The sequence below is a fragment of the Bradyrhizobium sp. HKCCYLRH1030 genome (assembly GCF_051168395.1).
Classification (GTDB): domain Bacteria; phylum Pseudomonadota; class Alphaproteobacteria; order Rhizobiales; family Xanthobacteraceae; genus Bradyrhizobium.
The window spans coordinates 356,286-382,916 of record NZ_JBNPUY010000007.1; the positions used below are offsets into that span (position 1 = coordinate 356,286).

General features: G+C 62.8%; 22 protein-coding genes. 4 read left to right on the top strand and 18 right to left on the bottom strand.

Annotated elements, in window-relative coordinates; translation table 11 throughout:
• Nucleotides 1-90 precede the first annotated feature (90 nt).
• The 6 genes from ACQR1E_RS22285 to ACQR1E_RS22310 are packed head-to-tail and all read right to left on the bottom strand — an operon-like array spanning nt 91 to nt 6,157.
• Nucleotides 91-921, bottom strand: coding sequence for an ABC transporter permease (locus ACQR1E_RS22285; RefSeq protein ID WP_315828350.1), 831 nt, complete (start codon nt 919-921; stop codon nt 91-93).
• A gap of 8 nt (nt 922-929) precedes the next feature.
• Nucleotides 930-1,958, bottom strand: coding sequence for an extracellular solute-binding protein (locus ACQR1E_RS22290; RefSeq protein ID WP_315828349.1), 1,029 nt, complete (start codon nt 1,956-1,958; stop codon nt 930-932).
• A 32-nt stretch (nt 1,959-1,990) separates the two neighbouring features.
• Nucleotides 1,991-3,043, bottom strand: coding sequence for an ABC transporter ATP-binding protein (locus ACQR1E_RS22295; RefSeq protein ID WP_315754078.1), 1,053 nt, complete (start codon nt 3,041-3,043; stop codon nt 1,991-1,993).
• 20 nt (nt 3,044-3,063) lie between these two features.
• The gene (locus ACQR1E_RS22300) at nt 3,064-3,864 is read right to left on the bottom strand and encodes an ABC transporter permease (RefSeq protein WP_315754076.1); all 801 of its coding nucleotides are present in this window, start codon (nt 3,862-3,864) and stop codon (nt 3,064-3,066) included.
• Complete coding sequence (locus ACQR1E_RS22305; protein WP_315754074.1) at nt 3,861-4,394, bottom strand: GAF domain-containing protein; 534 nt, start codon at nt 4,392-4,394, stop codon at nt 3,861-3,863. Before ACQR1E_RS22305 ends, ACQR1E_RS22300 begins: the two co-directional genes overlap by 4 nt.
• Entirely contained in the window at nt 4,391-6,157 is a 1,767-nt protein-coding gene (locus ACQR1E_RS22310; RefSeq protein WP_315754072.1) for a CocE/NonD family hydrolase, read from the bottom strand. The genes ACQR1E_RS22305 and ACQR1E_RS22310 overlap by 4 nt, the downstream gene beginning before the upstream one ends.
• A gap of 182 nt (nt 6,158-6,339) precedes the next feature.
• On the opposite strand from ACQR1E_RS22310, the gene ACQR1E_RS22315 reads away from it, so the two are divergent.
• A complete protein-coding gene (locus ACQR1E_RS22315) occupies nt 6,340-7,275 on the top strand; it encodes a LysR family transcriptional regulator (RefSeq protein WP_315754070.1) in 936 nt (311 codons plus the stop codon).
• A gap of 666 nt (nt 7,276-7,941) precedes the next feature.
• Here ACQR1E_RS22315 and ACQR1E_RS22320 read toward each other — a convergent pair.
• The 6 genes from ACQR1E_RS22320 to ACQR1E_RS22345 form a co-directional block, all read right to left on the bottom strand.
• Nucleotides 7,942-8,568 carry a GAF domain-containing protein gene (locus ACQR1E_RS22320; RefSeq protein ID WP_316159595.1) on the bottom strand — a complete coding sequence of 209 codons (627 nt, stop codon included), beginning with the start codon at nt 8,566-8,568 and terminating at the stop codon, nt 7,942-7,944.
• A 90-nt stretch (nt 8,569-8,658) separates the two neighbouring features.
• Entirely contained in the window at nt 8,659-9,522 is an 864-nt protein-coding gene (locus ACQR1E_RS22325; protein WP_315754067.1) for an ABC transporter permease, read from the bottom strand.
• Between the two features lie 2 nt (nt 9,523-9,524).
• Nucleotides 9,525-10,565, bottom strand: a complete 1,041-nt coding sequence (locus ACQR1E_RS22330) for an ABC transporter substrate-binding protein (RefSeq protein ID WP_315754065.1) — start codon at nt 10,563-10,565, stop codon at nt 9,525-9,527.
• A gap of 5 nt (nt 10,566-10,570) precedes the next feature.
• The gene (locus tag ACQR1E_RS22335) at nt 10,571-11,641 is read right to left on the bottom strand and encodes an ABC transporter ATP-binding protein (protein ID WP_315754063.1); all 1,071 of its coding nucleotides are present in this window, start codon (nt 11,639-11,641) and stop codon (nt 10,571-10,573) included.
• A complete protein-coding gene (locus ACQR1E_RS22340) occupies nt 11,641-12,369 on the bottom strand; it encodes an ABC transporter permease (RefSeq protein ID WP_315754154.1) in 729 nt (242 codons plus the stop codon). The genes ACQR1E_RS22335 and ACQR1E_RS22340 overlap by 1 nt, the downstream gene beginning before the upstream one ends.
• A gap of 128 nt (nt 12,370-12,497) precedes the next feature.
• Nucleotides 12,498-13,874, bottom strand: a complete 1,377-nt coding sequence (locus ACQR1E_RS22345; RefSeq protein WP_315754061.1) for a M24 family metallopeptidase — start codon at nt 13,872-13,874, stop codon at nt 12,498-12,500.
• Nucleotides 13,875-14,127: 253 nt separating this feature from the next.
• Between ACQR1E_RS22345 and ACQR1E_RS22350 the strand changes: the two genes are divergently transcribed.
• Nucleotides 14,128-15,336, top strand: coding sequence for a M24 family metallopeptidase (locus ACQR1E_RS22350; protein WP_315754059.1), 1,209 nt, complete (start codon nt 14,128-14,130; stop codon nt 15,334-15,336).
• Here the strand turns inward: ACQR1E_RS22350 and ACQR1E_RS22355 are convergent.
• Nucleotides 15,329-16,264 carry an AraC family transcriptional regulator gene (locus ACQR1E_RS22355; RefSeq protein ID WP_315754057.1) on the bottom strand — a complete coding sequence of 312 codons (936 nt, stop codon included), beginning with the start codon at nt 16,262-16,264 and terminating at the stop codon, nt 15,329-15,331. The genes ACQR1E_RS22350 and ACQR1E_RS22355 overlap by 8 nt on opposite strands.
• Before the next feature lie 833 nt (nt 16,265-17,097).
• Here ACQR1E_RS22355 and ACQR1E_RS22360 point away from each other — a divergent pair.
• Nucleotides 17,098-18,384, top strand: a complete 1,287-nt coding sequence (locus tag ACQR1E_RS22360) for a site-specific integrase (RefSeq protein ID WP_434897562.1) — start codon at nt 17,098-17,100, stop codon at nt 18,382-18,384.
• Nucleotides 18,385-18,620: 236 nt separating this feature from the next.
• Here the strand turns inward: ACQR1E_RS22360 and ACQR1E_RS22365 are convergent, their stop codons facing one another.
• On the bottom strand, nt 18,621-19,607 hold the full coding sequence (locus tag ACQR1E_RS22365; protein WP_315802217.1) for a Bug family tripartite tricarboxylate transporter substrate binding protein: 987 nt from the start codon (nt 19,605-19,607) through the stop codon (nt 18,621-18,623).
• 291 nt (nt 19,608-19,898) lie between these two features.
• Here ACQR1E_RS22365 and ACQR1E_RS22370 point away from each other — a divergent pair, with 291 nt between their 5' ends.
• Nucleotides 19,899-22,772, top strand: coding sequence for an ATP-binding protein (locus tag ACQR1E_RS22370; protein ID WP_434897601.1), 2,874 nt, complete (start codon nt 19,899-19,901; stop codon nt 22,770-22,772).
• Here the strand turns inward: ACQR1E_RS22370 and msrA are convergent.
• The 4 genes from msrA to ACQR1E_RS22390 all read right to left on the bottom strand — a co-directional run bounded on the left by msrA (nt 22,723) and on the right by ACQR1E_RS22390 (nt 26,561).
• Nucleotides 22,723-23,235 carry a peptide-methionine (S)-S-oxide reductase MsrA gene (gene msrA / locus ACQR1E_RS22375; RefSeq protein WP_315802215.1) on the bottom strand — a complete coding sequence of 171 codons (513 nt, stop codon included), beginning with the start codon at nt 23,233-23,235 and terminating at the stop codon, nt 22,723-22,725. The genes ACQR1E_RS22370 and msrA overlap by 50 nt on opposite strands.
• 228 nt (nt 23,236-23,463) lie before the next feature.
• Nucleotides 23,464-23,886: an OsmC family protein gene (locus ACQR1E_RS22380; RefSeq protein ID WP_250171816.1), complete on the bottom strand. Its 423-nt coding sequence runs from the start codon at nt 23,884-23,886 to the stop codon at nt 23,464-23,466.
• A 30-nt stretch (nt 23,887-23,916) separates the two neighbouring features.
• Nucleotides 23,917-26,088 (bottom strand): molybdopterin cofactor-binding domain-containing protein, encoded by a 2,172-nt coding sequence (locus tag ACQR1E_RS22385; RefSeq protein ID WP_434897563.1) that lies wholly within the window; start codon nt 26,086-26,088, stop codon nt 23,917-23,919.
• A 2-nt stretch (nt 26,089-26,090) separates the two neighbouring features.
• A complete protein-coding gene (locus tag ACQR1E_RS22390; RefSeq protein ID WP_250171818.1) occupies nt 26,091-26,561 on the bottom strand; it encodes a (2Fe-2S)-binding protein in 471 nt (156 codons plus the stop codon).
• Nucleotides 26,562-26,631 lie beyond the last annotated feature (70 nt).

Genomic DNA, 26,631 nt, shown 5'->3' on the forward strand with positions numbered 1-26,631 from the left:
CGTCGAGCGCACGCGCTTCCCGCGCGTGCACTTCGAGATGCGATCGCAGCAGACGTACGTCCTGGCCAAGCAGCCTGAAGATCGACGCCGCTACACAGCCTTGTACTTGCGGGCGAGCGCAGCGCTTCCGACGATGGTCATCATCAGCGTGACGGCGAGCAGGATGAAGGCGAGAGCGGCGCCGAAAGGCCAGTTGCTGACACGGTTGAACTGATCGTAGACCGCCGGGGCCATCATCTGGAACTGTGGCCCTCCCAGCAGGACGGGGGTGGCATAGGCGTTCATGCTCAGGATGAACACCATGACCCCACCTGCAATGACGCCGGGCATCGCCAGCGGCAGGACCACGCGCCGAAACACGGTGAACGGCCGCGCCCCGAGATTGGCTGCGACCTCCTCTGTCTGGCGCGGAATGCCCTCGATCACCGCGGAGAGGGTCAGAACCATGTAGGGCAGGACGATGCCGATGATGCCGATGACCACGGCACCGGGGGTATAGAGCAGTTTCAGGGGAGCCGTGCCGAGGCCTGCGCCCTGCAGCGTGGCATTGATCAACCCGTCATTTCCCAGCAGGGCAATCCAGCCTGCCGAACGAACCACGTTGCCGACCAGCAGCGGGAACATCGTGAGGATGGTCACGAGGCTCTTGAGCTTGCTATCCATCCGCGACAGCCAGTAGGCCGCAGGAAACGCGAGGATCACCGTGACCAGGGTGCAGAGGACGGCGACGCCCAACGTCATCAGCAGGACGCGCTGATAGTAGGGGTCGGCCACCGCGCGCAGATAGTTCTCACCGGTCAGGGCCTCGATCATCAGCGAGGCCGCGTCAAAATGGTTCAGAGAGATGCGGGCCATCATGACCATCGGCGCGACAAGGAGCACACAGACGAGAAGACCGGCAGGCAGGATGAAGATCGCCATATCGCGCCTCAGCCCTTGAAATCTTTGTTCCAGAAATCGAGAAAGGCGGCCTGCTGCTCCACGAGATAGGTGAAGTTCGGCGTCCAGAGGCGCGCCCGCTCGGCCTCGGAGAAGTTGATCTGCTTGTCGAGCTCGGGCGGCAGCGGTGCGTCCGTGACGGTCGGGACGTATCCCATCTTGGTGGCAAAGGCGATTTGCGACGAGGGCTCGAGCATGGAGTTCAGATATTTGAAAGCATCTTCCTTGTTGCGTGCGTTCTTGGGAACCGCAGCCTCATAGATCGTCGGGAAAGCCCCCTCTTCGGCGATCACATGGCCCAGCGGGATCCCGGCCTGTTTCCACATGAAGCCCCGCGCGGCCGCGATGATGGTGAACCAGATGTCCTCGGATTTCAGGGCCGCGGCGACGGCTTCCGTGGAGGCCAATACCTTCACGTCCAGGGACCGCCATTCCATCAATTTCTTCTTGGCGGGCTCGAAGTCGTTCATTGAGCCGCCGCCGGCGATCGCGGCAAACGCCATATTGGTGGTGAAGAGGAAATCGGAGAGGCCGACCCTGCCCCGATATTTCGGATCCCAGAGATCGTTGATCGACCTGGGCGGCGTGGGCACGCGGTTCGTGTTGTAGACGATGGTATGGGCCGAATAGATATGAGGAATGGAGTTCGGCTTGCGCAGGAACGGCAGCACTTTGGCGGTCCGCGGCACGACCTGCTCCGAGACGCCTTCGAGCACGTCGCGCTGAGCGGCGGCGAACATGTCGAAATCTGCGAGACAGGCGACATCCATGCTCCCGCGCCGGCTCTGACGCTCGGCGAGCAGCTTGGTCCGGCGCGGAACAGGGCTGGATACGTCCTGAAGAACGTCGATACCCGTCGGCTTCATGATGGCGATGTCAACGCTTTCGCGCAGCAGATCGCCGAAGTCTCCGCCCCAGGTCCCAACGGTGACCTGGCGGCTTTGGGCCGATGCCATGCCTGGCAGCAGAGCGGCGGCTGAGGCAGCGCCGAGAAATCCACGACGGGTGAGTGCGGTCATTGTCGTAACCTTCTGGATTGGATTTTCTATTTTCAGGCGAGGATCAGCCGTGCAGCAGCCGGCTCCCAGTTCACGCGAACCACGTCTCCGGTCTTGAGCTGACGCATGGCATCGCCGGCGGCCGGCGTCGCTCGAATGGCGGTGAGCGCTACGCCGTCGAGTTCGAGCCGGTACTCGGTTTGAGCACCGAGATAGAAGATGCCGGAGATCCGCGCGGGAAGTCCGACAGCGTCGGGAGCGGCGTGGACCGCGACGCGCTCCGGCCGCAGAGCCAGCACACTGGCATTGCTGGGAGCCGCCGCGACATCGCAGGGCAGCAGGCTGCCGCCTGCGCTTCGCAGCGCCTGGCCCTCGATGGTGCCGGTGATGATGTTGCAGCGTCCGACGAAATCCGCGACGAAGGCATCCGCGGGCTGCTCGTAGAGCTCTTCAGCGGTCCCGATCTGCCGCACGCGCCCGCTTTCCATCACCACCAGACGGTCGGACATGGTCAGCGCCTCCTCCTGATCGTGCGTCACCATCAGGGTAGTGAGACCGAGACGCTGCTGCAGGGCGCGGATCTCAGTACGCACATCGGCGCGCAGCTTGGCGTCGAGATTGGACAAGGGCTCGTCCAGTAGAAAGACGGCGGGATTGATGACCAGCGCTCGCGCAAGCGCTACGCGCTGTTGCTGGCCGCCCGACAATTGGCGTGGCATGCGATCCGCCAGATGGTCGAGCCGAACCAGCTTCAGCGCCTCGGCGATGCGCCGATCGCGGTCGGCGCGATTGACCTTGCGCATTTCGAGGCCGAACCCGACGTTGTCGGCGACGCTCATGTGCGGAAAAAGCGCGTAGGATTGGAAGACCATGCCGGTCTGGCGAGCGTAGGGCGCGGTGCGCGTGACGTCCTGCCCCGCGATGACGACGCGGCCGGCGGTCGGCTCGATGAAGCCGGCGACCATCCGCAGCGTAGTGGTCTTGCCGCAGCCGGAGGGGCCGAGCAGCGAAACCAGTTCACCTTCGGCGATCGCGATGTCCGCGCGCTCGACGGCGACGGATAGTCCGTATTCCTTGCGCAGTCCCTCGAGACGGAGCGTGCCCACGGTGTATCCTCCTCAAAGGGTCAGACGACCCGGGACAATTTCACGAAACGGTCGGTGACGAGCATCAGCGCCGCGACGACCAGGATCTGCACCGTCGCGACCGCGGCAAGGGTCGGATCCATGCGGAATTCGAGATAGTTGAGCATCGCGACGGGCAGCGTGGTCTTGCCAGCGCCCACCAGGAGCAGGGTCAGCTCGAGGCTCTCGAAGCTCTGGATGAAGGAGAACATGGTCGCCGCAACGATCCCCGGCCGCAGCATCGGCAAAGTCACGCGGCGAAACACGGTCCAGGGGCGCGCGCCGAGATTGGCGGCCGCTTCTTCGGCGATGGTGTCCAAGCCCTGCAGGCTGGCGGTCACCACCCGCACCGTCCAGGGGATGGTGAGCAGGACGTGGGCCGCGATCAGGCCCGGCAGGGTGCCGACGATGTCGAGGTCGAGCCTGTTCTCCAGCTTGAGATAGAACAGATACAACGCCGTTCCGGCGACGATGCCGGGCACCGCCAGCGGACCGAGCAGAAGCGTATTGATGGCCGACTTCGCCGCGATGGTGCTGCGCGACAGCGCAAGCGCCGCTGCCGTGCCGAACGCGACGCCAATTGCGGTTGCGATCAGCGCCACTTGCAGGCTGAGCAGAAAGCCATTGGCGAATTCGCGCCGGGTCCAGGCATTGAAGTACCAGCGAAAGGTCAGGCCGCTCGGTGGAAACGACACGATCTCGTCGCGGAAGAAGCTGGTCATGATCACCATGACCACTGGCGCAAGCATCAGCACATAGGCGATCGCCACCAATGTGCGATGAGCGAGACGGCTCGACGTCATGGCCCGCCCCTCCGTGCCTGCTGAGCTGCGAGGAGAAATGCCGGGACGACCATTTGCGCCAGCATTTCAACGATGGGCAAATGCCCGTCGTGAAAATGCCCCGCCTCGTGCAGCAGGTTGATCTGGCCGATGACTTCGCTGTTCCAGCGCACGGGCATGTTCAGGATGCTTGCGCATCCGAGCGCGAGGATTTTCTCATGATCAGGAAAGTCGCGTGCAATGTCGCTGGCGTTTCGACCAATATAGGGCACGCCCGACATGAGCACGCGGCGCATGGTGGGGGCTTCTTCCAAGGCCTTTGAACCCTGGGCCGGAAACCGATCCGGCGCGCTGCTATAGAGCCGATCGGCGACACCGTCCGCCGGCCGGTAGAGCAGAGCCGTAAACAGCTTGTGGCCGACGGCCGCGGCGAGCAGGCGGTCCAGCACGCGCAGGCTCGCGCCGGGCTGGTCCCGCTCGGCCAGCGCAGTCGCCAATGCCGCGAGCGGCGCCATGGAGCTACTATACTGAAGCGCGTCGCGGGTGCTCATGCGCCAGGTCCCCGGCTTGCAACAAGCGGAAGATGCAGTGCCGATGGGCGCTCGCCGCCAAACGCCACCGTGAGGAGCGGAGGCCTGCCGTGCGGCACCTGCGCGAAATGATCGGCGTCAGCGCCGGCAATCGACAGACGGATGCGGCTGCCGGCTGCGAAACGCCAGGCGGTCGGCAGCAATGGAATGCGGATGCACTCCCAGGCGCCGGGGACCAGCGGTGCCGCATCGGCCCGCGAGAAGCTCCGGAATGGCCAGGTGGTGCTATAGCTGTCCGGCGCCGGGGTTTCCTTGCGGTGCAGAGCCCGCAGCAGTCCCTCGGTCACGTAGCGCTCGGTGCCATCCGCTTCGATTTCGCTCACATAGACGAACAGCGCCGCATCGGGCTCGCTGGAGGATAGCCAGATATCCGCAACGCCATGACCGGCGAGCTCCATGGCCTCGACCAGGGGCGCCGAGGTGTAGCTCAGCATCCGATCGGTGCGTCCTTGCCAGTCGGTGTAGTAGCTCCGGCTATCGACGCCCGCGATGCGCTCAAAGCGCGTCTGCTGCCCCGTGCCGAGGGTGAAGTCGACCTTGTAGGACTCCGCGCCGCCATGGGTGGCGGTGTCGCCGAGACCGTGGCCGGACGTGAGGAACAGTGTCCGCTGCGCTTCAATCGGCGGCCAGGCGCGAGACGCTCGCCATGCCTGCGCATGGAGGGAAAAATAGTGGATCGGGGCCTCGTTCTTAAGGCCTGTGTCCCACCCGAGAAGATAGGTATCGAAGAATCGCAAGACTTCGCCGAGAAGCGGGAAATCCACGACCTCGGAGGTCCGCCAGGGCGAGATGTCGATCCGGGCGCCATGGTCCCAGGGGCCGAGCAGGAGATGGCGCGGATTGTCCTTCATGGTCAGGAAGCGCGAGATCGCACCATTCATGTAGCCGGCCCCGTCGCACCAGCCGGAGACCGACAGGATCGCCACGTCGCGCCGCACGCCCGCAGACAACGCATAGGGACTGAACGAGGCAGAGCTGAAGCCGGGATCGTAGACAAGCGCTTCTTCGCGGAATTTGAACTCCGCCATGAAATCGGTCTGGCGGAAGTTCGCCAGATGCTCACGGACCGCTTCCCGCACCAGAACGCCGTCGGTATCCGCATCGACCGGCTGCGGGCCTTCGAAATCCGGATTGCTGTAGTAGGAGAACTTCTGGAGCACGTCGCGCCGATCATGATCCAGGCCGATGAGCAGCTCATCATAGATCTGCGTCAGCGACGTGACCTGAAGGCCGCCCGGGAAGTAGTTGTCGGTGTAGGTGTCCCACACCGAAAACAGCGGCGCGATGGCCTTGACGGCCGGATGACCCGTGCTGGCCAGGAAGTCCGACGCCGCGCCGAGATAGGACACGCCGGTGGCGCCGATGCTGCCGTTGGACCAGGGCTGGGCCACGATCCAATCGGCAATCTCGCGGCTGTCCTCGCGCTCCTTGGGGGAGCGGAAGCTGTCGCGGGTGCCGAAGCTGGCGCCCGTGCCACGGACATCGACCACCACCACCGCATACCCGCGTGGCACGAAGAAATCGCGGAACTTACCGGTGTTGGGATTGACCTCGCCACTCCCGCCCGGCCGCAGCTTGAAGCGGCGATAATACGGGGTGAACAGAGCGATCGTTGCGAACGATTTGTCGGGTGCCGCGCCGTCGATGGCTTCGGGCAAATAGACGTCCACGGCAATGCGGCAACCATCGCGCATCGTGACGTAGCACGAGACAGGCTCCGTCAAGCGGGACGTCACTGGTCGACGCTCAACATAGTCGCCCGGGGCCATCTGCCAGGCGCGATCGGTTTCGGCACACACGGTCATTGCGGCTCTCACATGCCCATCATTTGGGCTTCCACTTGAGCTGCAAAGAAACATTGCAAATTTCATGCGTCAAATGCGTAATATGTCGTATTATATGCGGAATGCGCATTCAGGAGCTGGATTTGCCCAATCACCGTGGTCTGGAAGCCCTCCGGGCGTTTGTGGAAACAGGGTCCGTGTCGCGGGCGGCCGAGCGGCTGGGGCGCACGCAGCCCCAGGTCGGGCGGCTGCTCAGCGCGCTGGAGAAGGAGGTGGGCTTTCCTCTGTTCGGACGCGACAGCCGTCCTTTGACGCTGACGCGCGAGGGGCGGGAGTTTTACGCCCATGCGGAGCGCGTTCTCCTTGGCCATGATGGACTGCAACGTTTTGCGGTGCAGATGAGCCGCGGAACGCGCCATCATCTGCGAATCCTCACTGCTCCCTTCATTGCTCACGCCATGGTTGCCGATGCCGTAGCCACCGTGGCCAAGCGCTCTCCGAACTTCACGGCTTCGATCGAATCCCGGGTGCGCCTGGATATCGAGACCTGGGTCGGCCAGGAAACCTTCGATCTCGGGGTCACCATCCTGCCGCTCTCGCATGCGGCTTTCGGGACCGAGGAGTTCCTGCGCGTCGAAGCCATGGTCGCAATGCGCCCGGATCATCCGCTCGCGGCGCAGCAGATCGTGACCTTCGATCAGTTCGCCGCCGAGGACGTCATCGTCACGCATCCGCGCTCGATCCTGCGACAACATCTCGAACGCCTGAGCCGTGAAGCCCGCAAGCCGTTAAAGGTGCGATTTGAAGCCACCAATGGCGTGATCGCCTGTCAGCTCACCGGGAGAGGACTCGGATGTTGCCTGTCCGACCCCTTCGTCGCCCGCTCCAGCGGTGTGCCGGATCTGGTTCTCAGGCCATTTCGTCCGGCCTTTCCGCTCCAATACGGCTTCCTGCATCCCATCTGGCAATCCCGTTCGCCGATGGTCGTCGAGCTGGCTGCGGAAATCAGCGGGGTCGCCAAGTCTCAGTCCGAAGCATTCCTCCAGGCCCCTCGTTGAGCCGCCCAATCAGGCTGTTCTGACGCCGGTGCTTGTAAGGTGCCGGCCGTATTCTGGCTTCTTTTCTCGAGACCCCAGCGGCGAAATGCCTGCTCCACTGAGAGAAACTATCTAAGAAAGACGCCATGGTCCGCGAACCTGTTTCGCACCAGAACCAGGCGCAAAAAGCACGATCAACCTGAACGAAAGCTAGCAAGAGCAAGGAAGCTGATCGCTCGGTCGCCGGCTCGCAGCATAGAGAAGCTTGCCGCTCAAATGGTAGTTGATTGGTCATCGGCTTCTTGCGTCCGCTAAGCGGATCTGACGAAGTTTCAATTTGATCCTTCAGACTTCATCGCAAACCCTGGTTGAAACTCGCTAAGCGAGTCGAGACGTGCGTTGCCCGGCTGTTGACGATGATTTCCGCGCTCGCTTGCTCGATCTGGTGAACGAAGTAGAGCGTAACTCCTCGAAATCGAATGAAATTTCTGCGGAACCAACGAACCTCATCAATACCCTGCCGCTCATAACGGTCTGGTTGCAGGTTCGAGTCCTGCCGGGCCCACCACGCTTCGTCCTTCGGGCTACGCGTGGCGCAGCCATGCGGAGACCGAGGAGCGAGAGAAAGCGAAGACGGACTGTCGCCGAAGTCGGCTTCCGCGCCAGAAATGCCGACGCAAGCGTTCGTCACTTCCAGCCGCGCACAATATCGAGGAGGGCCGGAGCCGACAGTGCAGCGAAGGCACCGATCGCGGCGACCTTGTGCTCGTCATACCATCCGGCCTGGTGAAGTAAATTGAGCGATCCGATTGTCTTTCCGTTCCAGCGCACGGGATAGTTGACGGCACTTTCGCAGCCGAGCGACCGGATAAGCTCATGATCGAAGAATGCGCGCTTCATGTCTTCGTAGTCGTAGCAGATGCGCGGCTTACCGGTCAGCACGATCTCCTTGTAGAATGCGCTTGATCGATCGATGGGCTTGCTTCCGCCGACGGGATAGGCCCCTGGCTGGTTGGAATAGTAGCGCTGGTTCTGCCCGACATCCTCGTTGAGCACCAGAACGGTGAACAGCTTGTGTCCAACCGTTTGCGCCAACGCGAGGTTGAGGCTGGCCAGAATGACATTGGGCTGCCCCGGCTCTGTCCCCGCCCGCGCAACCTCGTCTATCGCAGCCAGACGAACCTTCGAATCAGGCGCGATGCTCGCCTCCGTCGCGGCCCGAGCTGAACCGCATATCGGCGTCGCAAGAACCGTCCCCAGTCCTCCTGTCAATAGGCCACGGCGCGCGAAGACCGGTGAGCTGATCGACAGCATTGCGTATCTCCTTTCCATCAAAAATTGACAATAGAAGCTTCTCTCCCGAGAGGCGCCAACGACCGCGGAGCGGAATCCAGATTGAAACATTCACGCCGGCGCAAGTCGCTCCGGCGGAGCACGAGACAGCTTGCCGTAGCGCCGAGCGAAACCAACGCTCCCGAGCACGGTGAAGGCCATGGTGAAGATCAGAAGCAAGAACGCCAACGCCGCTCCCATCGGCCAGTTGTTGCTCCTTATGAACTGGTCGTACACGGCAGGCGCCATCATCTTGAACCTGGGACCGCCCAGGAGAACCGCAGTCGCGTAGGTGTTCATGCACAGAACGAACACAAGCGTGCATCCAGCTGCGACGCCCGGCAGCGCGAGCGGAAGAACGATGCGCCGAAAGACCACGACCGGGGACGCTCCGAGGTTGGCGGCCGCTTCTTCCAATTGGAGGGGAATACTCTCGATCACCGACGAAATGGTTATGATCATGTACGGCAACACCACCGCAATGATGCCGAATACGACCGCTTTCGGCGTATATATGAGTTGCATAGGCTGTGCGATCAGACCCAGCCGCGCAAGTCCCCAGTTGATGAGACCGTCGCGATCGAGCAATGCCATCCAGCCCGCGGACCGGACCACGTTGCCCACAAGCAGGGGAAACAGAGTAGCGATCAGAACGATGCTCTTCCACCGGCTCTCGATGCGTCCCAGCCAATAGGCTGCCGGAAATGCGATGATGAGCGTGACCATCGTACACAGCAGCGCAATGCCAAGCGTCGTGAGAACGATCTGCTGATAGTACGGATCGGTCGCTGCGCGTAGGTAGTTGCCGGCGGTCAGCGCCTCTACCATCATCTGCGTCGGACCTAGCTCGTTCAACGAGATCCTGAACATCAGAACGAGCGGACCGACGAGCAAGCCGAGAATGAGAAGACATGCGGGAACGAGCAGGATCGCCATGATCAGGCCTTGAACTGCTTGTTCCAGAAATCGAGGGTACGTTGCGAGCGCCCCGTCGAGTAGGCGTAGTCGAGCTTCAATAGCCTGGTCCGCTCCTCCTCGGTGAGAAGCACCTCCCGGGCAAGATCTTCCGGGAGCACCGCATCGCGCACCGTCGGGGCATATCCCATCCTTTCGGCGAAGCCCGTTTGCGCCTTGGCGTCCAGCATCGCATCGAGATAAGCGAAGGCTCCCGCCTTGTTCCTGGCGTTCCGGGGAATACCCGCCTCGAACACAACGGAAGGAGTTCCTTCCTTCGGCACCACATGGGCGAGGGGGATTCCGGCTTTCTTCCACATGAAGCCACGCGCCAGCCACATGATCGTGATCCAGACTTCCTCCGATTTGAGGCCCGCTGCCAGCGCTTCGTTGGACGGATATATCCTCGCGTCCAGTGACCGCAGCTCCAGGAGCTTCTTGTCGGCCGGCTCGAAATCGTTGACGCTTCCGCCGCCCGCGAGCGCTGCAGCAAGCGTGTTCGCCCCATAAAGAATATCGGAAAGCCCGACACGACCACGCCATTTCGGATCCCATAGATCCGCATATGACTGCGGCGGAACGGTCACCTTGGTCGGATTGTAGAGGATGACCTGCGCCGAGTAGATGTGCGGAATCGAATATCGCTTGCGCAACTCCGGAAACACGGCGTCAAGTCTGGACAGTTGCTCGGGCCGGATCTCCTCCAGGACCTCCGATTGCGACATCAGGTAGGCGTCCGTATCGGACAGGCAGGCTATCTCCATCGAGCCACGGCGGCTGCCTCGCTCGGCCAGCAACTTGGTCTTCCTGGGATCGACATTGGCGACGTCCTGAACGACCTCGACGCCCTTGACCGAAGCCAGCGGCTTGTCCAGGAGATCACCCAACAGCTGGCCGTAGTCGCCTCCCCATGTTCCTACCACGATGGGTCCATTCGCCGCTGCGACCGATCGGGGGTTGCCGAAGAGAAAGGTGGCTCCGGTGCCGCAGCCCAGCGATAGAAAGTTACGCCGTGAGTATCTCATCTTGCCTAATCCTTCGCGGTTTCGGGAATCAGCCGAGGAGCATCCATGTCCCAGCTCAGCGAGACCGGATCGTGCGGGCGCACTGAGAGCATCGGGTCGTCCCGGACCGGCGTTGAACGGGTAACGACCACCCGTTCCGCCTCGCCCAGCAGCACCTGGTACTCCGTCTGCGCGCCGAGATAAGTCACAGCCTCGAGCCGCCCCTGGATCGCCGCGCGATGGCCGGGCTCGATCGCGATGCGCTCGGGGCGGATGGCAATCGTGTCTGCCGTGGAACGTTCGTCCTGTCGTTTCCTGGACGGCAGCAGAAGACCGCCGCGCGTTCTGACGCGCTCATCGTCTTCCCGCCTCGCCGGCAACAGATTACAGCGTCCGACGAATTCGGCGACGAATGCATCGCAAGGTTCTTCATAGAGCTCGCGCGCGGAGCCCACCTGCCGAACCCGCCCTCCTTCCATCACGACCAGCCGATCGGCCATCGTCAGCGCTTCCTCTCTGTCGTGCGTGACGATCAAGGTCGTCAGGCCGAGCCGCTGCTGAAGCGCGCGGATCTCGGTACGGACCTCCGCCCGGAGCTTGGCATCGAGGTTGGAGAGTGGCTCGTCCAGCAGGAACAGCTTCGGGCTGATCGCGAGTGCGCGGGCAAGAGCGACACGTTGCTGCTGTCCTCCAGACATCTGTTTCGGGAAACGGTCGGCCAGATGTGACAGCCTGACGAGGTTCAACGCGTCCGCAATGCGCGGTGCGCGCTCCGCACGGCCAAGGCCGCGCATCTCCAGACCGAAGCCGACGTTCTCGGCAACGGTCATGTGCGGAAACAGCGCATAGGATTGAAACACGAGACCCGTTTCACGCGCATGCGGCGGGCTTCGTGTGATGTCGGTTTCCGCCAACAGCATTCGGCCGCTCGTCGGCGTCACGAAACCCGCGATCATGCGCAACGTGGTGGTCTTGCCGCAGCCCGATGGCCCGAGCAGCGCCACCATCTCCCCCTGAGCAATCTCTAGATTGAGATCATTCACCGCGACCGAGGCTCCAAACTGCTTCGTGAGCCGCTCGACTGTCAGCCTGGCCATCAAACAATCCTCGAAAGCTTCACGAATCGATCGGTTGCGAGCATGAGCGCGCCGACCAGCACAATCTGAGCCGTCGCCACGGCCGCGAGCGTCGGGTCCATGCGAAATTCCAAATAATTCAGCATGGCCACGGGCAACGTGATGCGTCCGGGCGCGACCAGGAGAAGCGTAAGATCCAGATTCTCGAAGCTCTGGATGAACGAGAACATGGCGGCGGCGACAATGCCCGGCCTCATCACCGGCAGCGTGATCCGCCGGAAGACCGTGAATGGTCCGGCTCCGAGATTTGCCGCAGCTTCCTCGATGGCTTGGTCGATACCTTGAAGGCTGGCGACGACCAGCCGCACCGTCCACGGGATGGTGAGCATAGTGTGGGCAGCCACCAGACCGGCCATCGTCCCCTTGATATCGGTGTCGAGGGCATCTTCGACGGCAACGTACGTCATATAGATTCCCGCACCGGTGACGACACCGGGCAAGGCCAAAGGGGCCAGCAGGAGCGCATTGATGCCACCCTTTGCCGGAAACTTCGAACGCACGAGCGGCAATGCAGCCGCAACCCCGATGGGAACCCCAACCGCGGTCGTCGCCAGCGCAATCTGGAGACTGGTCAGAAGCCCACGCGAAAACTCCGGCCTGGACCACGCGTTTTCGTACCAGCCCAGCGTCAAGCCATCCGCAGGAAAACTCACGATCTCCTGGGCGAAGAAACTTATCAGCACGATCATCGCCACCGGAGCGAACACCAAGAGGTATGCGCCGGCGACGCTCGCCGCGAAGACCAGGCGCCCAAGTCTCGGGTATCCCCGACCTGTCGAGGGTGACGATGCCAGACTTCGGAGTGCATCCTCGGACATCAATTGACGATCTGGCTCTTGATGTCTCTTGGCGCCTTGGTCAAGATCTCCGGCTGGCGCCCCACGACGACGGTGTCATCCATGCGGAAGCCCCCGAGACCATAGACATAGATGCCGGGCTCCGCCGAATACACTTCATTGTCCAGAAGGGGCCGATGGTTGAAGGCCATATCATGCGGGTACTCGTGACCGAGCAACCCCATTCCGTGGCCCGTTCGGTGACGAATGAAGCTGCCGCATCCAGCCTCTTCGATGATCTTCTGCGCGGCTGCATCGATCGATGACACCGGCGCACCCGTCACGGCCGCTGCTGATGCGGCTTCATTGGCCGCGCGAGCGACCTCGTAGTACTTGCGCTGATCCGGCGAAGGCTCGCCTGCAAACCAGGTGCGCTCGTTTTCGATCACGACGCCGTTCAGGCGCGGAATGACGATGTTGACCAGAACGTCGCTCTTGCCGATCTTCGCTCCGCATGAAGCACCGTCGCCATGCGGAGACGCCGATGCGGGACCGCTCAGCGTCCAGCACCTCAGCACTTCGAGATTTGCACCGGGAAAGCGCCGCGCCCCCTCCTCGACCATGCTGACCGCCATCTGACAGTCCAGCTCCTGGACCAGGCGGCCGGGCCTTATGTTTTCCCGGTAGCGATCCTGGATGTAGTCCGACAGCGAGGCTGCCTGCCGCATGATCTCGAGCTCCTCGGCATGCTTGACCCAGCGCATTGCCCGCATGTCCTCCAGACACGGGATCAGCTTGACCTCGGGCGACATTCCGGCGGCGCGGGCAAGACTAGGCTGGCTCGCATCAATACCGATGCGAGATGCCCTCAATCCGCAGCGACTCAACAGATCGTGGATCATCTCGGGAAGCTGAGGCAGCGAGAAGCCGCGCTCCGTCAGCTTCGGATGCTCGAAATAGAATTGCACGTCGTCGACCCAGAATTGCTCCCGCTCGCGCGCCATGCGGACGTGGTGCGTCGACAGTTCGTTCATGATCGCGCGCGGCTCGCCATCGAACGGCACGCAAACCAAGATCGGGCGCTCCCATGTCTGCACATCGACGTTGAAATTGGTCGCAAACTGAAAGAAGTCGGCGGTGGAGAACAGAAGCGCGTCGAGGCGATTTCGGGCCATGACGTCACGCATCAGTTTTCGTCGATAGTCCCAGACCGAACGGCTCAGAAACTTCATGATTCTCCAACTCTCCCAGTCGCGCGATCGATTGTCCCGGCTCATCGCCCAATCGACGCGGCCCGAACGCGGGGCCCCGCCCGCACCCGCGAACCTGCCTTCAAATGACGTTGGCATAATGGGTGTGAAGGGGCGAAAGCATCCGGCAGATTCCTGCTGAGACCGGCCAATTCCTGCTTTTTTCACCCAAGGGATCGTCGCGTTCTTCCCTGCAATATGCTTCCGCCGAAGGCGCACGCGCCGGTCGAATGGCCGTTTCGTGCGGAATGTTGCCCGATCCTGCCAATTTATTTTCGACCGCGTCACTTTACGGTCATCGTCAATTCCTGTTCGGTGCCCCGCACGAATTCGGCGGTCGCAGCGGTTTTGCAACCATGCACCACGACGGATGAATGCCGACCGTCGAGCCGGCAATGCCGCCCTTTGGATGGACTCTCCAATGATCTCGAAATCGGAATACGCTCACCGGCTGAAGCGTCTGCAAGACAGAATTCGCGACCTAGATGTATTCATCGTTACTTCGCGCGAGAGCATCTACTACCTGACCGGCGCAGGTTTCGAGCCGTTGGAACGGCCGTTCTTCCTTCTCGTACCGAGCAGCGGCTCTCCCACGCTGCTGACGCCGATGCTCGACCTCGATCACCTCGGTAAGGCGCACAATATCAGGCCGGCGAACCTGAAGGCCTATTGGGACTACCCGGCGCCCCATGGCAGAGGTTGGCGCGAGACATTGCTGGAGTTGATCGGCTCGCATTCGGCCATCGGCGTCGAAGCGAGCCTCCGCATGGAGATCCGGGCCGCACTTCCTCACGAGGTACAGGTGCTGCCGCTCGTCGAGGAATTACGGCTGATCAAATCGCCGGCCGAGATCGAAATGATCCGCCGCGCAGCGCGATATGCCGATACTGCCGTGCAGCAGCTCATCGCAGCGGCCTATTTCGGTTCAACAGTCGCCGAAGGGATCGCCCGCACCCGACACGTGACCGCCGCGATGATCCGCGAAACATCCGATTTCGAACTGGCCGACTCCAACGTTCTCATGGCGACCTGGGCAGCTCCCCAAAGCGCTCAGCCCCATTCCATCCCCGCGCTATCGGACAGAACCCTCGAGGGTCCGCACGTAGCGCTCGCGCTGACGCGCTGCAACGGCTACGCTGCCGAGTGCGAGCGGACTTTCTTCACCTCAAGACCGCAAGGCTGGTCGGTTGGCGCCTTCAAGGCGATGATGGCTGCGCGCGAGCTCGCAATTTCCCTCGTGCGTCCTGGCATTCCATGCGCGGAAGTCGACAAGCGCGTAACGGATTTCCTGAAAACCGAGGGGTATTCCGGCGACGAGGCTCGCCTGCACCGGGTCGGTCACGGGTTTGGCCTGGGTAACCACGAGGGCCCGTGGATCTCGGAAGGAAGCCAGGAGACTCTGCAGGAGAACATGGTGATCAGCATCGAGCCCGGCATCTACGACAAGCGAGAGGGCGGCGTTCGTCACTCGGACACGATACTGGTCACCCGAGACGGCGCGGAAATGCTGACAAAATTCCCTGACGGACTGGATGATCTCATTGTAGGTGGAGCGAGGCTTAGCGCCCGCATCCAGGGGGCGCTCGTCAAGCGCGCCCTGAACGTGCAGCAGAGGGCCGCGATCAGTTGAGGCGACGATAATCCCGTGGAGACTGGCCAACGACGGATTTGAAGGATCGGCTGAAATGCGAGGGATCCTTGAATCCGCAGTCGAGCGCAACTTCCAAGATGTCGGCACGACGATCCAGCAGCTGTTCCTTGGCCCACTCGATCCTCTTGACGAGCGCATATCGAGCAGGAGATAGGCCCGTCGACGAACGGAATTGGCGCGAGAAGTGAAACGGACTCATTCCGGCTTCCCTGGCCATCTCGTGCAGCGATACGCCGCTCGCGATTCTGGAGGCGATGAGATCCATCACCCGTCTGAGCTGCGCTGGACGCAAGCCGGACGCCGAATGCGGCAGGCTATTCCGCGTGTATTGTTGCAGCAGATAGGCCAGCAGGGCATGTGTGAGCCCGTTGGCAAACTCAACGCCAAAGCGGCCGTCCTGCTGCATGGCCCACAGCAGTTGATTTCCGATCTGAAGAATCCTGTCGTCGCGCGAGTAGAGCGGATCGACGAAACGGATCCTCTCCTCACTATCGATCATTTCCGCGATAGCGGTCCTTGGGATCATGCAGTGGAGCAAATCGAAGCCGTCGTCGGTGGACCATTCCCGTTCACAATCCGGATCGACAATTCGCACCGAATTTGCGGGGATCGGTCCAGCCCAGATCTGACGTCGGTCGACGAACGATCGGGCCTTCATAGGCTTCAAGACGAGCGACAGGAGATAGTGGTTCGCTCGCGGAGCCTTCTGACTGAATGGACTGCCCGCCTCCGTTCGCCGCCAACGAGCGAGGCTGATGCCGGATTTCGGCAAGGGCTCAAGAAATGCCGCCGGAGGCATACCCCATCTGGCTGCGATCTTGGCCTCAGTCACGGATGTCATTTCCGAAACTCCATATTTGCCCTCGGCGATCTCTGAACGTCGTTGAGTGAGGGAGACATTGCGCATCCCTACTCTACGTTCAGGGCGGGAGAACCCCGGGGGCAAAACAAGACGAAAATTACGTGCTCCGAGACGGTCTACTACGTAGATTTCAAAAGACAAAGTGGAATGTTCCGCACGTTCTGCGCCATAGCCGAGACCGCCCTACCGTCCCAGTTTCGCACCAGAAACGACGACACCGAAACGCAACGAAAGCGATCGAAAGCAAGCAAAATTATAGCAAGACCAACGAACCCGACCAATATACCGCCGCTCATAACGATCTGGTTGCAAGTTCAATTCCCCGGGCTTCCCGTGTGTACAATCGGTTGCGGGTGAGTGGAGGCCCGGCGGATGGGGTGCGACACCAGGAACGCACCAATTTGCGGTAAGTCGGGTTGCTTCGAGATCGGACTGGTGCCGCGCCTCTTCGTGCATCGGATAGGTGTTCTGCTTCCCCTCTCGGGGCTCTTAGTCAGAATTGCCCGTCCTTTGCGCGCGAAAATCTGCGACAAGCTTCGACCTGGCAAGTTCGTCTCTGATTTGGGAAGTCTGGCGATGATAGATGTAGGTCGCTTGTGACCGGACAAGTCCCACGAACTGCGCTTGGAATCCATACGACTGCCGCGGCTGTCGAGATTGAGGCCCTTAATGTCGAAACGAGTCATGCAGCCTACGGCTGACACGATCGACCCATCTGCGCCGCTACGTCTAGATGTTGCCGCCAAAATAGCCTTCCCGGATGGATCTATGACCGCTTCTGGCCTGCGAAGAGAAGGCGCTAGAGGTCGACTGACTCTCGAACGGATCGCGAATAGAGACTATACTACCCTTGAAGCTATCAAGGCCATGAGGGAGTTATGTCGCGTCCAAGCAAAGGGATCAGACTCTACAAGAGAAAGGCCCGATACCGAGACGGAAAACTTGTTCACCAGGCGGTCTGGATTATCAAAGATGGAGATCGCCACATCGCCACGGGATGCGTTGCAAGCCCGACTGAAACGAAACCGCCTCGAGAGGCAGAGCAGGCCCTAGCGGATTACATCGCCGAAAAGTATCAACCCGAACGCCGCCGGCAGGATATCGAGGATATCGACTGTGCTGACGTACTGTCGATCTATCTGACCGATATTGGCGAACCGAGCGACCAGTTCGAGATCGGAGCTAGGATTGACCGCCTCAATGAATTCTGGGGCGGCAAGAGACTGTCCGCGGTCAATGCCCAGACCTGCGCCGCATATGTCAGGCATCGTGGCAACCGCGGTGGTGCACGCCGGGACCTGGAGACATTTCGTGCTGCCATCAACCATCATGCGAAAGAAGGCTTTCACCGGGGCTTAGTGCGCGTATCACTTCCGCCGAAGGGAGTTCCGCGCGACCGATGGCTTACGCGACAGGAAGCTGCGGCGCTTATTTGGCATTGCTGGCGGCATCGAGAGAAGCAGACGATCCATTCAGGAGCGTCGAAAGGTGATCCGGTCAGCACGAACCGTCGGCCACTGAGACATGTGGCCAGATTTATTCTGATCGGCCTTTACACTGGCACTCGGGCTGGGGCTATTGCGTCAGCCTCGCCGTATACGGAGCGGGACCGCTCTTACGTCGACCTTGAGCACGGGATATTCTACCGAAAGCCGATCGGGAAGCGTGCAACCAAGAAGCGCCAGACTCCAGCGCCCATACCCCCGCGGCTGCTCGCCCACCTGCGGCGGTGGAAAGATCGCAAGCTGATCGCCACGTGCTTCGTCGAGTTCAACGGCAAGCCAGTCGCATCGGTAAAGAAGGGGTTCAGCAGAGCCGTCGGGCTGGCTGGCCTGCCCGGCAAAGTCACCCCGCATACCTTGCGCCATACCGCCGCGACCTGGCTGATGCAGCGGGGCGTATCAATCTGGGAAGCAGCCGGGTTCCTAGGAATGTCCCCGGAGATCTTGCAAGACACCTATGGCCACCATCACCCCGACTACCTGCAAGGTGCGGCGGTTGCGATCGGTCAAAAGGGCTTCAATGTTTCGGTGGCCAAAACGGTGGCCAGCCCCATCGAAGATCGTACGCAGGAGAGAAACTCTGGGAAAAAATGGTCGGAGCGGCAGGATTCGAACCTGCGACCCCTGCGTCCCGAACGCACGGGATATTTCCTAAGTTATTGATTTTTCTTCCATCGCGATTCGTATAGTCCCGTTTTGTTCACGTTCATTTCACCCATTTCGTTGCGAATTCGTTGCGGCGTTCTGGTCGAAAAAGGCTCTCAGTTTTCGGCTTCTGTTCTGCCATTGCTGGCGCTCGGCATGTCTTGCTTCAACAGTGCGCCCAAGAGGTGACGAGGGCTGATGGCCCGTGTGGCGCAGGTCGGGGGCTCCGCGGTCGCGTCGAATTCACCATCTGACTAACCAGAGCGTAGCCCGATCGACTCGATCACGGGGGCCAAACTTGCAGACGTGGCTTCGACAATTCGTTGGAACTTGTCTGGGCTCGACTGGCTGTCTGGCTCCAGACCTTGGGACCGATAGGCCTCCTGCAGAGCCGGGTCCGCCATGACGGCGCGCGTCGCCAGCGCGAGCCGGTTGACGATCGAATCTGGGGTGAGCCTGGGTGCAAACAAGCCGAACCATCCCTCATAGCGGAGGTCCGGCATGCCGGATTCGACTGCGGTCGGGATCTCCTGGGCCGCGCTGAGCCGCGCGACGGTGGTGACCGCGAGCAGTCGAATCGTGCCGGCCCGGCTCAGTTGCTGCAATTGGACCGACATGACGGCGATCAACACTGGGATCTGACCGCTGACGAGATCATTCGTCGCCGGCGCCACGCCACGATAGGGAATATGGACGACATCGAGCCCGCCGGCCTGCCGCTTGAACATTTCGCCGACGAGGTGATTTCCGGTGCCAACGCCGGGCGTGCCATAGGACAGCTTGCCGGGATGGGCCTTGGCGTAGGCGATCAGGGTTTGCAGATCCTGCGCGGGCACCGAAGGATGTATCGCGAAGACCAGTGCGCTCGAGACCAGCCGGTAGATGGCTCGGAAGTCGCCCGCGGAATAGGCAGGCCGTTCCGCCAAGGGAATGATGACCTGCGTGCTGCCGTTGCCCAGTAGAAGCGAATAGCCGTCGGGCTTTTCGCGCGCGACGGACGCAGCACCGATCGCCCCGCCCGCTCCCCCGATGTTTTCGGCGAAAACCGGACCAAGCTGCGCCGCCATCCGATCGACCCAGGGGCGCCCGATCTGGTCACCCGATCCCCCCGCCGAATATGGAATGACCAACCGAATGGGGCGGGTCGGATAATCGGCCGCTGTTCCGTTGCGCGCGCCCACGGCGAGCGCGCCCGCCCACGCGGCGGAACTGATGAATTGTCGGCGCGAGAGCCAGGGCATGTTCAATTCCGCAAGTCGTCAAGCCCACGAGGGCAACCGGCAGTCATCGGTCCCGGCGCGACCGCAGCAGTTCGAACAGGCCCCTCCCTGCGCGCGTCCATTGCCAACCGGCAGTCTGCCGATCGGGCCCGGCATGGATTGGGCCACTCGTTCGAACGAGCAAGTCCTCGCCACGTGGCTCGGGAACCAGGCTGCGCACCAGGCTGGTCCTGCCGCTTCCACCAGTTTACTCCACGCCTCGATCTGGTACAGAAAAACCATGCAGTTTCCCTGCCGAGGGGACGTTGGCGCGTGCCGGATAACGACACTCAGGACTCGGCCATTTCATTTGGGCCATTTCGCCTCTTTCCCAAGTCCAGGCTTTTGGAAAAGGATGGCGCGCCGCTTCATATCGGCGGTCGCGCCCTTGACATCCTCATCGCCCTGACCCAGCGGCCCGGCGAGGTCGTCGACAAGCGGGAGCTGGTCCAGCGCATCTGGGCCGACGTGCATGTCGACGAAGGCAGCCTTCGTTTCCATATCGCCGCCTTGCGCAAGGTGCTGGGCGATGGCGGCAAGTCGGCCCGCTATGTCGTGAACGTTCCTGGGCGCGGCTACTGCTTTGCCGCGCCGCTCACCCAACCGCCGGTCGCACCTGCCGCCGTCGAAGCCGCCGCGCCTCGCGCACCGCTGCCGCCGTCGCTCGCGAAGATGATCGGGCGGGAGGACGTCGTCGAGAAGATTTCAAGCGGGCTCTCGCAGCACCGCTTCATCACCGTGGTCGGCCCGGGCGGCATCGGCAAGACCGCCGTCGCGGTCACTGTCGCGCATCGCCGCTCCGCTGACTTCGCCGGGCAGGTTGTCTTCATCGACTTCGGACCGCTGCGGGATCCCAGGCTCGCCGCAACCGCCATCGCCTCCGCGGTGGGGCTCGCCGTCAACGCGGACGATCCGCTCCCGGCGCTGCTGGCAAATCTGCAGGACAAGCGGACGCTGCTGATCTTCGACAGCTGCGAGCATCTGCTGGAGACCCTGGCGCCGCTCGCCGAACGCCTCGTCCGCGACCTGCCGATGCTGCACGTCCTTGCCACCAGCCGGGAGTCGTTCCGCAGCGAGGGCGAACGGATCTTTCGATTGTTCCCGCTGGATTGTCCGCCCCAGCGCGACGATCTCGGCGTTGCGGAGATCCTCGCCTACCCCGCGGCGCAATTGTTCGTCGAACGCATCGCCCAGGGCTCCGGACCATTCGAGCTCAGCGCGGAAGACGCGCCGTTCGTCGCCGACATCTGCCGCCGCCTCGACGGCATCGCGCTTGCGATCGAGCTGGCGGCCGGCCGGGTCAACGCCTACGGCATCGCCGGCACGGCGTCGCTGCTCGACAGCCGCTTCTCGTTGCAATGGCGCGGCCGGCGCACGGCCATTCCGCGACACCAGACTCTGAGCGCGGCGCTGGATTGGAGCTACGATCTTCTGCCGGACCCGGAACGCACCGTCCTGCGACGATTGTCCGTGTTCGTCGGACCGTTTACGCCGGAGGCAGCCGTAGCCGTCGCATCCGGCGACGGGCTCAGCGCGGCCGAAACGAGCGAGGCGATCGACAACCTCGTCGCCAAATCGCTGATCGTCCCGTCCGGCGCGCGGACCTTGCGCTACCGCCTGCTGGACACGACACGAACCTACGCGCTCGGAAAGCTCGCCGAGTCGGGAGAGCAAAGGCGTCTTGCGCAGCGCCACGCGGAGTACTTCCGCGATGTGCTCAATCGCGCCGAAACCGAGACATCGGCGCCACTGCACGCATGGTTGAGCACGTATGGCGGCAAGCTGGACAATGTGCGCGCGGCACTGGAGTGGGCCTTCTCCGCCGACGGCGACGCTGCGCTCGGCGTTGCGCTGACGGCCGCCGCCGTCACGCTGTGGGTGCGCCTGTCGCTGCTCGCCGAATGCCGCGAACGGACGCGGACTGCGCTTGCGGTGCTGGACGACAATGCCGACGGAGTGGATCGGCTTCGCATGCAGCTGCTGAGCGCCCTCGGCTGGTCGCTGATGTACGGCGAAGGCCGCGCGCGCGAAGCCCGCCCGATCCTCGAGGAAACGCTCGAGCTCGCGGACCGGCTCGACGACAAGGACTTCCGGCTGCGGGCGCTGTGGGGATTGTGCATCGACCAGTTCAACAATGGTCAGTTCGGCAAGGCGCGCGCGCTTGCCGAACGATTCACCACCATCGCGGCGAGCTCCCCCGACAAGACCGACCTGATGCTCGCCGACCGGCTGATGGCCGTCGCGCTGCATTATCTCGGCGACCAGACCGAGGCCCGGATCCGTATCGACCGGGTGAATGCCTCCCTGCATGTGCTTACCGAGAAGCCGAAGATCTTTCCGCTCGATCTCAGGGTCTCAACGCAATACTTCCGGGCTCGCATCCTGTGGCTACAGGGCCTGGCCGACCAGGCGCAGGAGCTCGCCGCGCGCAACATCGAGGAAGGACGAGCGAACGGCCACGCGCTGACCTTCTGCAGCGTGCTCGGACAGAGCGCCTGCCTTCTCGCCTTCTTCGCCGGCGACCATGATGCCGCGCAACGCCATGGCGCTGAGCTGCTCGGACACGCCGACCGCTACGGGATCCGACTCTGGAGTCTCTGGGCTCGCTCCTTCAATGCGATGATCGTGTCGAGGCGCGGGGATAGCGCGGCAGGCCTGGCGCTGCTGCGCGATGAGCTCGATCGCGCCGGCGACGCCCGCGTCCTGCCACGCTTTCTTCCCCTGCTTGGCGAACTGGCCGCGTGCTTTGGCGAGGCCGGCCAGGTCGATCGCGGCCTCGCCGCCATTGAGGACATCCTGAAGCGCTGCGACGATCGGCAGGAGCGGTGGTATCTGCCGGAGCTGATCCGCATTAAGGGCGAACTGATGCTCAGGGACGGGGAGCAATCGGCCGGCGCCGAGAATTACTTTCGCGAGGCCATGGCGATCGCAGCCCGACACGGCGCCCGCTTCTGGGAGCTGAGATGCGCGATCAGCATCGCGCGCCTCGGAATGGATCAGGGCCGGACCGCGGAGGCGACGGAGGTTCTCGAGACGATCTGCGGACGGCTGACCGAGGGGGCTGATACCGCCGACATGCGCATGGCCCGGCGCCTGATCACGCAGCTTCGGGCTCGCGCCGCGGCAACTTCCAGCCCGGGCGGATGAAGTGACATGTGTAGCCGTCCGGAAAACGTTCCAGATAGTCCTGATGCTCGGGCTCGGCCTCCCAGAATTCGCCGGCGGGCGCGACTTCGGTGACCACCTTGCCGGGCCAGAGATGCGAGGCCTCGACATCAGCGATCGTGTCCTCGGCAACCCGCTTCTGCTCGTCCGTCGTGTAGAAGATGGCCGAACGGTAGCTCGATCCCCGATCATTGCCCTGACGATCGCGCGTGGTGGGATCGTGAATCTGGAAGAAGAACTCCAGCATCGTCCGGTAGCTCGTCGTCGCGGCATCGAAGATGATCTCGATCGCCTCGGCATGTCCTTCGTGATTGCGGTAGGTCGCGTTCTTCACCTCTCCACCGGTGTAGCCGACCCGGGTCGAGATCACGCCCGGCTGCTTGCGGATGAGATCCTGCATGCCCCAAAAGCAGCCTCCGGCAAGCACTGCGCGCTCTGTCGTCATCTGACGTGCTCCAATTGTTCGAGGTGGCGTTTCAGCGGGCATAGAGATTGAAGACAAAGTCTCGCGCTTTGACAATTGAATGGCAAGCAAAGCAGTTCCCTCAGACCGGCTTGCCATCGGACGACGTGAGACCCAGGCTCGACGGGACGGCCGACCATGACGGCCAGCCGCGCGCCCGGCCGAAACGCGGATCCCGGTGGGCCATGCCCCGCTCCCTGCCGTGTTCGCCTAGATCAGCTTGGCGTCGAGCGTGATCGCAGCGTTGAGCACTTTCGACACTGGGCAATTCTTCTCAGCCTCAGCGGCGATGCGGGCAAAGCCGGCCTCGTCGAGGTTCGGCACCTTGGCGCGCAAGGTGAGCGCCGATTTGCTGATCTTGAAACCCTTGCCGTCCGGCTCGAGCGTGACGGCCGCCTCGGTGGAAAGCTCGGTCGGCGTGAAGCCCGCCAGCTGCAGGCCGAACGCCAGCGCCATTGTGAAGCAGCCCGCGTGCGCGGCCGCGATCAGCTCTTCCGGATTGGTGCCCTTCTCGCTCTCGAAACGGGTCTTGAACGAATAGGGCGTCTCGGCGAGCACGCCGGATTCGCTGGACAGGTGCCCACTGCCGTCCCTGCCGGTGCCGCGCCAAAATGCCGTTGCCTTGCGGATCATGCTGTTACTCCTTGCTGGTGGTGGTTCCGTTCACGCCTTGAGCGCGTTGGGGTCGATCGGCATCTTCCGCAGCCGCTTGCCTGTGGCGGCAAACACGGCGTTGGCGATGGCGGGAACGATGCCGGACGTGCCGGCCTCGCCCATTCCTCCCGGCGGTTCCACGCTGTTGACGAGGTGGACCTCGACGGCCGGCGCCTCGTTGATGCGCAGCAGTTGATAGCTATCGAAATTGGCCTGCTGCACACGGCCGTTCTTCAGCGTGATCTCGCCATAGAGCGCCGCGGTGACACCGAACATCACGCCGCTCTGGAGCTGGGCCTGAACCGTATCCGGATTGACCACGGTGCCGCAATCCATCGCGCAGACGACACGATGAACCCGGACCGAGCCGTCTTTCGCGATCTCGACCTCGGCCACCTGCGCCAGAATGCTCCCGAAGGCGTTCTGCAGGGCAATGCCGCGCCCCCACCCGTACGGCAGTGGAGCGCCCCACCCGGCCTTTTCCGCGGCGAGGTCGAGCACCGCCTTCGCCCGCGGATTGTGATCGAGCAGCGCGCGGCGATAGGCCACAGGATCCTGCTTGGCAGCCGCCGCCAGCTCATCGATGAAGCTCTCGGTAACGAAAACGTTGTGCGAAGGGCCGACGCTGCGCCAGAACGCCGTCTGGATGCCCGGCGGCTCGACGCGCACATACTCGACGTGGAAATTCGGAAGCGCATAGACCAGGTCGATCGCGCCTTCCGTCGTATCCGGATCGAGACCGTTGTTGAAGGCGGGCGGAAGATAGCGCGCGATCACCGACGAGCCGGCGAAGCGGTTGGTCCAGGCGACAGGCCTTCCATCCTTGTCCAGGCCCGCCTCGATGCGATCCACCCAATAGGGCCGGTACATGTCGTGCTGGATGTCCTCCTCGCGCGTCCACACCACCTTCACGGGACCGTCGACCTGCCTTGCGATCTGGACCGCGCGGACCGCGCCATCCGCATCCAGACGGCGCCCGAAGCCACCACCGATGAGATGATTGTGGACGATCACCTGCTCGATCGGCAAACCGGCGGCCTTCGCCGCCATTGTCTGGACTCGCGCGATCGCCTGGGTGCCGAGCCAGATCTCGCATGCTCCGCCGCGGACATGCACCGTGCAGTTCATCGGCTCCATCGTGGCATGTGCGAGAAACGGCACGTGATAGCTCGCGGCAATCCGTGTCGCGGCATTCACCATCGCCTGTCCGGCGTCACCGATGTTCTGCGCGACCGGGCCAGTTCTGAGGGTGGCCTGCTCGAGCTCGCGCGCGACGTCCTCGGTGGCCAAGGCGGCGTTGGCACCCTCGTCCCATTCGATCTTGAGAGCTTCCAGCCCCTTCTTTGCGGCCCCCATATGATCGGCGACGACGGCGACCGCATCCTCGAGCCGAACGATCTGGCGCACGCCCTTGACCAGCTTGGCGGCACCGTCATTAACGCTCTTCACGCGGCCGCCAAACACGGGCGATTGCGCCAGCGTCGCGATCTTCACTCCCGGCGGACGGGCATCGATGCCGTAGACCACCGAACCATTGACCTTGCCCGACGCGTCGAGCCGCTTGGCTGGCGTTCCGATCAGCTTGAATTCCGCCGGGCTCTTCAGCACCACGTTTGTCGGAAGCGGCAGACGCGCCGCATCCGCGACGAGGTCGCCATACGACAGGCGCCGCCCGCTCGGGCGATGGATGACCTCGCCCGCTTCGGCATGACAGGACTTAATTTCGACGCCCCACCGCTTCGCGGCCGCCTCGATCAGCATCAGGCGCGTAGCGGCACCGGCTTCGCGGAGCGGCTTCCAGGCACCTCGCATGGCGTTCGAATTGCCGGTCGCCTGAATGCCCAGCAGCGGATTGACGTAGCGCTTCTCGTCCGGCGGCGCATGCTCGAGCCTCACCTGCTTCAGATCGACCTCGAGCTCCTCGGCGATCAGCATCGGGATCGACGTATAGGTGCCCTGACCCATTTCGACATAGGGCATGGTCAGCACGACCTCGCCGTTTTGGCCGATACGAATGAAGGCGTTGGGCGCGAAATCCTCCGCGCCCGTGGCGCTGCTCTGGCCGAGCGGCAGCGTGAGGCCGATTACGAGGCTTCCGCCCGTCATCGCGGCGGAGACCAGAAAGCTTCGGCGGGAAAGGCTCGCCTGGGGCGAGCGGGATGTCGTGCGATCGAAGATCATGGTCAGCCCTCCTTCACGCGCGTTTGCGTGGCGAGCTTGATCGCCTCGCGGATGCGGACATAGGTGCCGCAACGGCAGATGTTGCCGCTCATGGCATCGTCGATATCGGCATCGGTCGGATGCGGGTTGTCCGCGAGCAGCGCCGTCGCCGACATGATCTGGCCGGACTGGCAGTAGCCGCACTGGGCGACCTCGCGGTCGAGCCAGGCCTTCTGGATCCGCTCGCCCGCCGGCGTCGCGCCGATCGCTTCGATCGTCGTCACCTTGGAGTCGCCGATGCTGTCGACGGCCGTGATGCACGAGCGAATGGCAGAGCCGTCGAGGTGGACGGTGCACGCGCCGCACAGCGCCTGGCCGCAGCCGAACTTGGTGCCGGTCATGCCGAGCACGTCGCGCAGCACCCAGAGCAGCGGCGTGTCGCCGTCGACGTCGACGCTGCGCTGTGTTCCATTGATGTTGATCGTAAAGCTCATGATCAGGTTCCTTTGTTCTTGACTGGCCGGCACGAGTGGCGGTCGCGCCGGGGTTCTTGTCGACGCCGGC

What these genes read in the sequence shown, in the direction of transcription:
- msrA (WP_315802215.1), bottom strand. Translation starts at nt 23,235, where the DNA reads ATGACGACAGAGCGCGCAGTGCTTGCCGGAGGCTGCTTTTGGGGCATG.
- ACQR1E_RS22330 (WP_315754065.1), bottom strand. Translation starts at nt 10,565, where the DNA reads ATGAGATACTCACGGCGTAACTTTCTATCGCTGGGCTGCGGCACCGGA.
- ACQR1E_RS22350 (WP_315754059.1), top strand. Translation starts at nt 14,128, where the DNA reads ATGATCTCGAAATCGGAATACGCTCACCGGCTGAAGCGTCTGCAAGAC.
- ACQR1E_RS22360 (WP_434897562.1), top strand. Translation starts at nt 17,098, where the DNA reads ATGTCGCGTCCAAGCAAAGGGATCAGACTCTACAAGAGAAAGGCCCGA.
- ACQR1E_RS22380 (WP_250171816.1), bottom strand. Translation starts at nt 23,886, where the DNA reads ATGATCCGCAAGGCAACGGCATTTTGGCGCGGCACCGGCAGGGACGGC.
- ACQR1E_RS22290 (WP_315828349.1), bottom strand. Translation starts at nt 1,958, where the DNA reads ATGACCGCACTCACCCGTCGTGGATTTCTCGGCGCTGCCTCAGCCGCC.
- ACQR1E_RS22335 (WP_315754063.1), bottom strand. Translation starts at nt 11,641, where the DNA reads ATGGCCAGGCTGACAGTCGAGCGGCTCACGAAGCAGTTTGGAGCCTCG.
- ACQR1E_RS22355 (WP_315754057.1), bottom strand. Translation starts at nt 16,264, where the DNA reads ATGCGCAATGTCTCCCTCACTCAACGACGTTCAGAGATCGCCGAGGGC.
- ACQR1E_RS22300 (WP_315754076.1), bottom strand. Translation starts at nt 3,864, where the DNA reads ATGACGTCGAGCCGTCTCGCTCATCGCACATTGGTGGCGATCGCCTAT.
- ACQR1E_RS22385 (WP_434897563.1), bottom strand. Translation starts at nt 26,088, where the DNA reads ATGATCTTCGATCGCACGACATCCCGCTCGCCCCAGGCGAGCCTTTCC.
- ACQR1E_RS22390 (WP_250171818.1), bottom strand. Translation starts at nt 26,561, where the DNA reads ATGAGCTTTACGATCAACATCAATGGAACACAGCGCAGCGTCGACGTC.
- ACQR1E_RS22285 (WP_315828350.1), bottom strand. Translation starts at nt 921, where the DNA reads ATGGCGATCTTCATCCTGCCTGCCGGTCTTCTCGTCTGTGTGCTCCTT.
- ACQR1E_RS22305 (WP_315754074.1), bottom strand. Translation starts at nt 4,394, where the DNA reads ATGAGCACCCGCGACGCGCTTCAGTATAGTAGCTCCATGGCGCCGCTC.
- ACQR1E_RS22340 (WP_315754154.1), bottom strand. Translation starts at nt 12,369, where the DNA reads ATGATCGTGCTGATAAGTTTCTTCGCCCAGGAGATCGTGAGTTTTCCT.
- ACQR1E_RS22320 (WP_316159595.1), bottom strand. Translation starts at nt 8,568, where the DNA reads ATGCTGTCGATCAGCTCACCGGTCTTCGCGCGCCGTGGCCTATTGACA.
- ACQR1E_RS22365 (WP_315802217.1), bottom strand. Translation starts at nt 19,607, where the DNA reads ATGCCCTGGCTCTCGCGCCGACAATTCATCAGTTCCGCCGCGTGGGCG.
- ACQR1E_RS22315 (WP_315754070.1), top strand. Translation starts at nt 6,340, where the DNA reads ATGCGCATTCAGGAGCTGGATTTGCCCAATCACCGTGGTCTGGAAGCC.
- ACQR1E_RS22325 (WP_315754067.1), bottom strand. Translation starts at nt 9,522, where the DNA reads ATGGCGATCCTGCTCGTTCCCGCATGTCTTCTCATTCTCGGCTTGCTC.